This window comes from Bacteroidales bacterium (assembly GCA_023228145.1).
Lineage (GTDB): Bacteria > Bacteroidota > Bacteroidia > Bacteroidales > CAIWKO01 > CAIWKO01.
Window position 1 is genome coordinate 1 of the sequence record JALOBU010000047.1, and the last position, 6388, is coordinate 6388.

Genomic DNA, 6388 nt, shown 5'->3' on the forward strand with positions numbered 1-6388 from the left:
TTAAAAACAGGGGCAAGGCTTCCGAATAATTGTTTTTTTCAAAAAAGTAGTTTGCATTTTCAAACAATATTGTGTAATTTTTATCCTGCGCAATGGATGCATAACAGATAAAAAAATAGATTAAAGTAAAAATTTTTTTCATAAGACAAAATTTTATTAACAATCAATGTCTATAAATAAAACTGAGTAAAATTAATACAAATATTAATTTATTTAGAAGTTTTCTAAAAAAAATTTTGATATAAATTACAAAATGAGTTACTTAATGCAAATCTTTTACATTTAATAAAACATTAAAATATTTTGATGGATTTGTATTGGATTTCCGGTATTTGGAGACGAGGCTTTCTTTTGTAAAGATAGCGCATAAAGTATTTGAAACATGATACAAATTGTCACGATATTCCGCAGGACATCCATCAAGTATTCCGGCCAGCACATTAAAACGGGGTGTTTCAGTCGTTAATCCGTAATCGTGCCACACAATTACAGAATTATTATCTTTAAGAAGTTTAAATGCGTTTTTAGTGTCACTGGCAATAACTTCTGTATGATGGTCGCCATCAATAAAAATCAAGTCGAATTTTTTATTAAGTGAAGAAAAATCAAAAGTCATAGAATTTGCCTGAATATGAGTAACATTAGGCAGGCCTTTTGAAAAAAAACGATGCATTTCGATATAGGAATCATCCATTCCAAGGTGCAGCATTTCTTCATCAGGAAGATTAATAGTGAAGCAGTTTTTAACCAGGGGGGATACATTGGCTGCGCTTTCCCCGCGCCAGGTCCCTATTTCAAGGTAATTCACCACATTATTTTTACGGCAAATTGCCCGGAGCAATGCCAGGTCGGTTGGTAGCGAAGAGCCTTCAAGAAAACTATAGGGTGTTACTTCTTCATGGCTATTAATAAAATTAGAAATATCTATTGTAGGCAAACCTGCTGACATATGATATTTCTTTTCAATATAATTCTGTTTCACAGTTTCGTCATCGCAGATAAGGTTCAGCAAATATGGTTTGCGTAAAATCAAGCCTACGGCCTTTAACGCTTTAAAGAAATTACTCATTTCAAAGTATTTTTATTCTTGTAAAAATATTGTTTTATCATGATATAGTAGCCGGAAAAATATTTAGGTAGAGGTAAAAGGGAGATGAGTTTTATTTTTGATTCACGGCAAAAATACCAGCTCACAAAAACCGTAGTAGCAAAATAAGAAAGGCTTGCAGTTGCAGCAGCACCAAAATATCCAAACCTGGGAATAAGAATATAGGAAAGTGCAATGGTAATAATTAAACCTATGCCTGAGCCAATGGTGTTGACATAATATTTACCGCTGCCTGAAAAATAATGGCCAAGTATCAGTGCGTTGACAAAAACTAAGATACCCGGTGCCACCAACCACATGATACGGTTTATGTCTGAAAAATCTTTGCCAAAAAGAAAAGTGTAAAAAGAAGATGGAAGTAAAACGATGGGAAGCAAAACAATAAATGTTACCAGTAAGCTGATACGCAGTAATTCGGCACTCAGGTTTTGATTGAATTTTTTGTCCTCGCTGTTGGCAATTTTTGAGTATTGAACCAAAGCCACGCTGCCGCTTATCATCCACACCGACTCAATCAGCGAGAGTCCATTGGAATATACCCCGACAGCTTTATATCCTGAAAATGACTCAAGGAAATAATAGCTTACCCTGAAACTCAGGAGTTGGGTGATGTGAGCCAGCTGGTTCATAAATCCATAACGGAAAAGCATTTTAATGGCTGTCGCTGACGGCATGTTGTTTACACTTGCTTTGGTAAAATAGGGGAATAAAAAAATCATGCTTACTGCGAATGTCAGCGCATAGGCAATATACAAAGAATAGATGTATGCATGGATATCAATATAATTTTCAATAATAAAGAAAAACAACAACGCAAGAAGAGTTAATAATACCTGTAGGAAACTAATGGTATTGGCCGCTTTGATGTTTTCTTTCCCGAGCAGCACCGAGCTGTTTACCGAAGTGAATGAGTTGAGTGCGGCAAGCGTAACTACATGAAAAATATATTTTGATTCAAGAAGCGGGAATGTCAAAAATACTCCTACGGCCAAAGCGCTGATAATAATACTCCAGATGTATGATGGGAAAAGGAGTTTTTTTAAAGGAAGTTTTGGTGATAAATAAACCAGTGAAGCGCCGCCTACTATGTTTGAAAACAATAATACCAGCGCGATAGTGGTTATGATAATGCCCTGTTCTCCTTTGCCACCGGCACCCAGGTATTGTGAAATAACTATTGCTATCAGCAAATTAATTATTGCCGAAGAGAGTCTGACACCGAAGGTTTTAAATATTTTTAGGAACACATTTTTTATGTTATATTATTTATGGAGTCAGAATTCAGGATGAAGAATTTAGAATGGAGTTACGATATGCTTCTATCAGTTTACTAACTTCTTCTGCCTTTTCAAGTAACGAATCATTTTTCCCATAATTTAAATCATTCGCTAATATAAAATAATACCGGCATTCTTCCAATGAGCCCTGTGCAATATTCATAAATCTAATTTTGTCTGGCTTGCCTCTTTTCTTAAATCCTTCAGCAATATTAGCGGCGACAGATACAACGGCTCTTCTTAATTGCGATGTCAGTCCAAACATTTCTTTACTTGAAAATTTTTCACTGTAATTATAAACCAATAAAACCAATTTGTGTGCTTTCTGCCAAACAATTAAATCTGTAAAACTTTTTGCAGGTAATCTATCCATATAAAAAAATTCTAAATTCTAAATACTAACTCCGAATTCAACAATATGCTTACATTATAAAAAAAAATCAGTTTTTATACTCAAACAGCTCCTATAAATATTTATAATCTTTTTTCCTACAACTTCATATGAGAAATGTTTTTCAGCATAATTCCTTATTTCATTTTTATCATAACTGCTGCATTTGCCAAGCATAATTTCAAGCTGAGCAATAAGAGCGTTTATATCCTGTGCTTCAACAAGAATGCCGTTTGATTCATTAACATGCTCAGCGATGCCGCCGACATGAGTTGTCAATACCGGCAAGCCGCATGCCATAGCTTCGGCAATGACACAGGGAAAATTTTCATAATTACTGAACAAAAGCAGAAAATCACAATTTTGCATGATGGCAGCTACTTCGGATGTGTTTTTTTGCCCGTGAAAAACCAGCTTATCAGACAGTTGCAGCTCTTCAATTTTGCTTTGGTATTGTCTGTAATCACCATCGCTGATGATATCAATGACAAAATCACTCCGTCTGGTGGAAAGCTGATTAAGCGCATCTAAGATGCCGCAGAAATTTTTCTGTTTCTCATCAAACGATGAAACATGAATGATGTGCTTTACACTGCTATTATTTTTTTGAGCCGGAACAAAAAGCGACGTATCCACTACATTTGGCACAACATGATAATTACCTTTAAACCCGAGTTCTTTCATTGAGTTTTCAAGGTCTTTGGTAACAGGCAATACCGCTGCTGCATTTCTTATGATACGTTTTAATAAGTGTTTCTTAAGCAGGCTTGTTTTCATGGGATACTCGGGCAAATAGCCAGCCCAGTGTTCCGTGAATACGTAAGGAATTCTTTTGTAATTTTTCAAAAATAAAAAAATAATACCCAGAGGAAGAAGTACATTGGCATGGATGATGTTAGGGGTTCTGAATTTTTTCTGCACCAGACGATACCCTGTTTTGTATGCATTAAGATATTTGAAAAATCTGGCAGGCGGGAAGAGGCACTTTTTAAGGTAAATAGTTATCGTGTTGATATTCCCGTTTTTTTCTTCAATTATTTCGGGTTTGGCGGACAAAACATGTTTGTCGAAACATACATGCAATACGCACACATCGGCAAATTCAGAAACTGCTTCGGCATGTTTCTGGACAAAATTGCCCAGAGTTGGTTTAACACGGTTGGGATACCAACTTGAAACGAACAAAACTTTTAATCGCTGCGTTTCCATAAATGCAAAAGTAATGTAAAAACGTATTTTTCTTCATCTTATTTTTACGGAATAATTTTGCAGCTCTGAAAAAAAATATTAATTTTGCAGCCTAATATGGAGGATGTAGCTCAGCTGGTTAGAGCATCAGATTGTGGTTCTGAGGGTCGTGGGTTCGAACCCCATCTTCCTCCCAAAAAGTCCTGAAAAATCAGGACTTTTTTTATTGGAAACGAAACGCTGACTTCGAGAGCCTCAAGCAGCGGTTGTGATTATTTTTTTCTTTTATTTTTCACAGTGGCTGATGCCCCCGAAGCCCCGACAATGTGCCAGCCTGTGTGTGTGGCTATAATTTTAATATTTTTTTAAATTCAAAAGTTTTACCATTTTCGAGTTTAATTAGATAAACTCCCGGAGTAAAATTACTTGTTTGAACAGTCGTTTTCTCAACTAAATTACCTTTGAATACAAGTTGACCAATAGCATTAAGAATTTCAAAGTTTAACATTTCATTATTCCCTTTTATTTCAATAATTAATTCGTTGGAAACAGGATTTGGATAAATATGAATGTTATTATTATTTGATAAATCAGAAAAACCGGTCATAGCAACATAGAGCACATTTGAAGTATCAGAAATGCAACCTAATGTATCTGTCAATATTACAAAATAATAGCCTGTCATGGTTGGAGTAAATATTTGAGAGGTTTCTCCTGGAATTAATTCATAATCAAAATACCATTGATTACCTATAGGTGAAGTAGAATGCAAATCATTACCGTCTTGATAAATCTCTGGTGCTGCTGGTGGAGTTGAAATAGTAACTATAATGCTGTCTATTGTTGTACAAAAACCATCAGAAACTGTTACTGTATATATTTCAGTGGATAAAGGGTAAAAAGGAACACCTTGAGTAATTCCATTACTCCATAAATAAGAATTACCACCTGATGCAATTAATGTTATACTTGAACCTGGGCAAATTACGGTATCATTCCCTGCATTAGCAGGAGGAGCAGGAATAATGGTGATACCTAATACTGAAGTAGCGCCATCACCACACGAATTTGTGCCTTTAACGGTAATATTTCCGGATGATGCAGAAACACCGTAATTCACAGTAATACTGTTTGTCGTACTTGTTCCGGTTGCACCGCTTGGCAAGGTCCAAACATAAGAAGTTGCATTTGTAATTGCAGGCACAGTATAAACCACCGAGTTTTGTCCTTGGCAGGCAGTTATTTCTCCTGAAATTGTTCCTGCTGAATCGGGTAAAGGATTTACTGTAATATAATCTGTTATTGTTTTGGTGTCTGTAACACCTTCTGTTACAGACAAAGAAACTGTTTTCTGCCCTGGTGTATTATAATAAACCACATGTGGCCCTTGAGTATTTGCAGTACTGGGATTAGCCCCATCTCCAAAATTCCAACTATATGAAGTATTTTCTGTTGTTCCAGTTGATATACTGTTAAAGCTGACTGTTTCGTTTTGACAAATTGTTTGAGGTGTACCTGTAAAATCAGCTGCTAATCCACATCCCAATAAATTAATCACTTTTTGCTTAGGTAATCCTGGGCAATCAGCTGAATTTGTTTCTATAACCGTTATATTTCCATTTGAACTTCCAAAGTTCACAATTATTGAATTGTTGTTTGGGCCAATTTCACCTGAAGTAATTGTTGCTCCATTTGGTACATCCCACAAATAAGAGGAGCCGCTTGTAAGTGTAACACTATATTGTACTCCCATTTCGTCACAAAACGGCGAGCTGTTTCCAGTAATATTAGAAGTGTTTGGCATAGTGTTTACAGTAATTGAGAAATTTGATGAAATTTCCCCACTTCCACACGAATTATTCCCTCTTACCGTTAAGTTTCCTGAGGTTGCATTTGCAGCAAAAGATATCGTAATATTATTGGTTGTTCCGGTTATCGTTGCTCCCGTTCCTGAATATGTCCATGTATAACTTGTTGCATTTGTGATTGTTGGTACAGTGTAAGTTACAGAATTTTGTCCCTGACAAACCGTTGCGTCACCTGAAATTGTTCCTGCAGCAGCGGGTAAAGGATTTACAGTAATTACTTTTGTTGATAAATCTCCATCACCGCAGGAATTATGTCCTTTTACAGTAATATTCCCCGAAACGGCCGATGTGCCGTAATTCACAGTAATACTGTTTGTTGTGCTTGTTCCGTTTGCACCGCTTGGCAATGTCCAAACGTATGAGGTTGCATTTGTGATTGTCGGTACAGTGTAAGTTACAGAATTTTGTCCCTGACAAACCGTTGCGTCACCTGAAATTGTTCCTGCAGCAGCGGGTAAAGGATTTACAGTAATTACTTTTGTTGATAAATCTCCATCACCGCAGGAATTATGTCCTTTTACAGTAATATTCCCCGAAACTGCCGATGTGCCGTAAT

The 6388-nt window shown here is 36.1% G+C and carries 5 protein-coding genes and 1 tRNA gene; 1 reads left to right on the forward strand and 5 read right to left on the reverse strand.

Annotated features, from left to right (window positions below; genetic code table 11):
* Positions 1 to 262: 262 nt before the first annotated feature.
* From M0R16_13285 to M0R16_13300, 4 genes are read right to left on the reverse strand one after another with little or no spacing between them, the layout of a single operon-like run.
* Positions 263 to 1069 carry a class I SAM-dependent methyltransferase gene (locus M0R16_13285; protein ID MCK9613845.1) on the reverse strand — a complete coding sequence of 269 codons (807 nt, stop codon included), beginning with the start codon at positions 1067 to 1069 and terminating at the stop codon, positions 263 to 265.
* Positions 1066 to 2355, reverse strand: coding sequence for a polysaccharide biosynthesis C-terminal domain-containing protein (locus tag M0R16_13290; protein MCK9613846.1), 1290 nt, complete (start codon positions 2353 to 2355; stop codon positions 1066 to 1068). Before M0R16_13290 ends, M0R16_13285 begins: the two co-directional genes overlap by 4 nt.
* Positions 2356 to 2389: 34 nt before the next feature.
* A complete protein-coding gene (locus M0R16_13295) occupies positions 2390 to 2758 on the reverse strand; it encodes a four helix bundle protein (protein MCK9613847.1) in 369 nt (122 codons plus the stop codon).
* Between the two features lie 54 nt (positions 2759 to 2812).
* The gene (locus tag M0R16_13300) at positions 2813 to 3985 is read right to left on the reverse strand and encodes a glycosyltransferase (GenBank protein MCK9613848.1); all 1173 of its coding nucleotides are present in this window, start codon (positions 3983 to 3985) and stop codon (positions 2813 to 2815) included.
* A gap of 98 nt (positions 3986 to 4083) precedes the next feature.
* Here M0R16_13300 and M0R16_13305 point away from each other — a divergent pair.
* Positions 4084 to 4159 (forward strand) — tRNA-His (locus M0R16_13305).
* A gap of 151 nt (positions 4160 to 4310) precedes the next feature.
* Here M0R16_13305 and M0R16_13310 read toward each other — a convergent pair.
* Positions 4311 to 6388 (reverse strand): PKD domain-containing protein (locus tag M0R16_13310; protein MCK9613849.1); only part of this gene is annotated, 2078 nt, incomplete at its 5' end.

What these genes read in the sequence shown, in the direction of transcription:
- M0R16_13285 (MCK9613845.1), bottom strand. Translation starts at nt 1,069, where the DNA reads ATGAGTAATTTCTTTAAAGCGTTAAAGGCCGTAGGCTTGATTTTACGC.
- M0R16_13295 (MCK9613847.1), bottom strand. Translation starts at nt 2,758, where the DNA reads ATGGATAGATTACCTGCAAAAAGTTTTACAGATTTAATTGTTTGGCAG.
- M0R16_13300 (MCK9613848.1), bottom strand. Translation starts at nt 3,985, where the DNA reads ATGGAAACGCAGCGATTAAAAGTTTTGTTCGTTTCAAGTTGGTATCCC.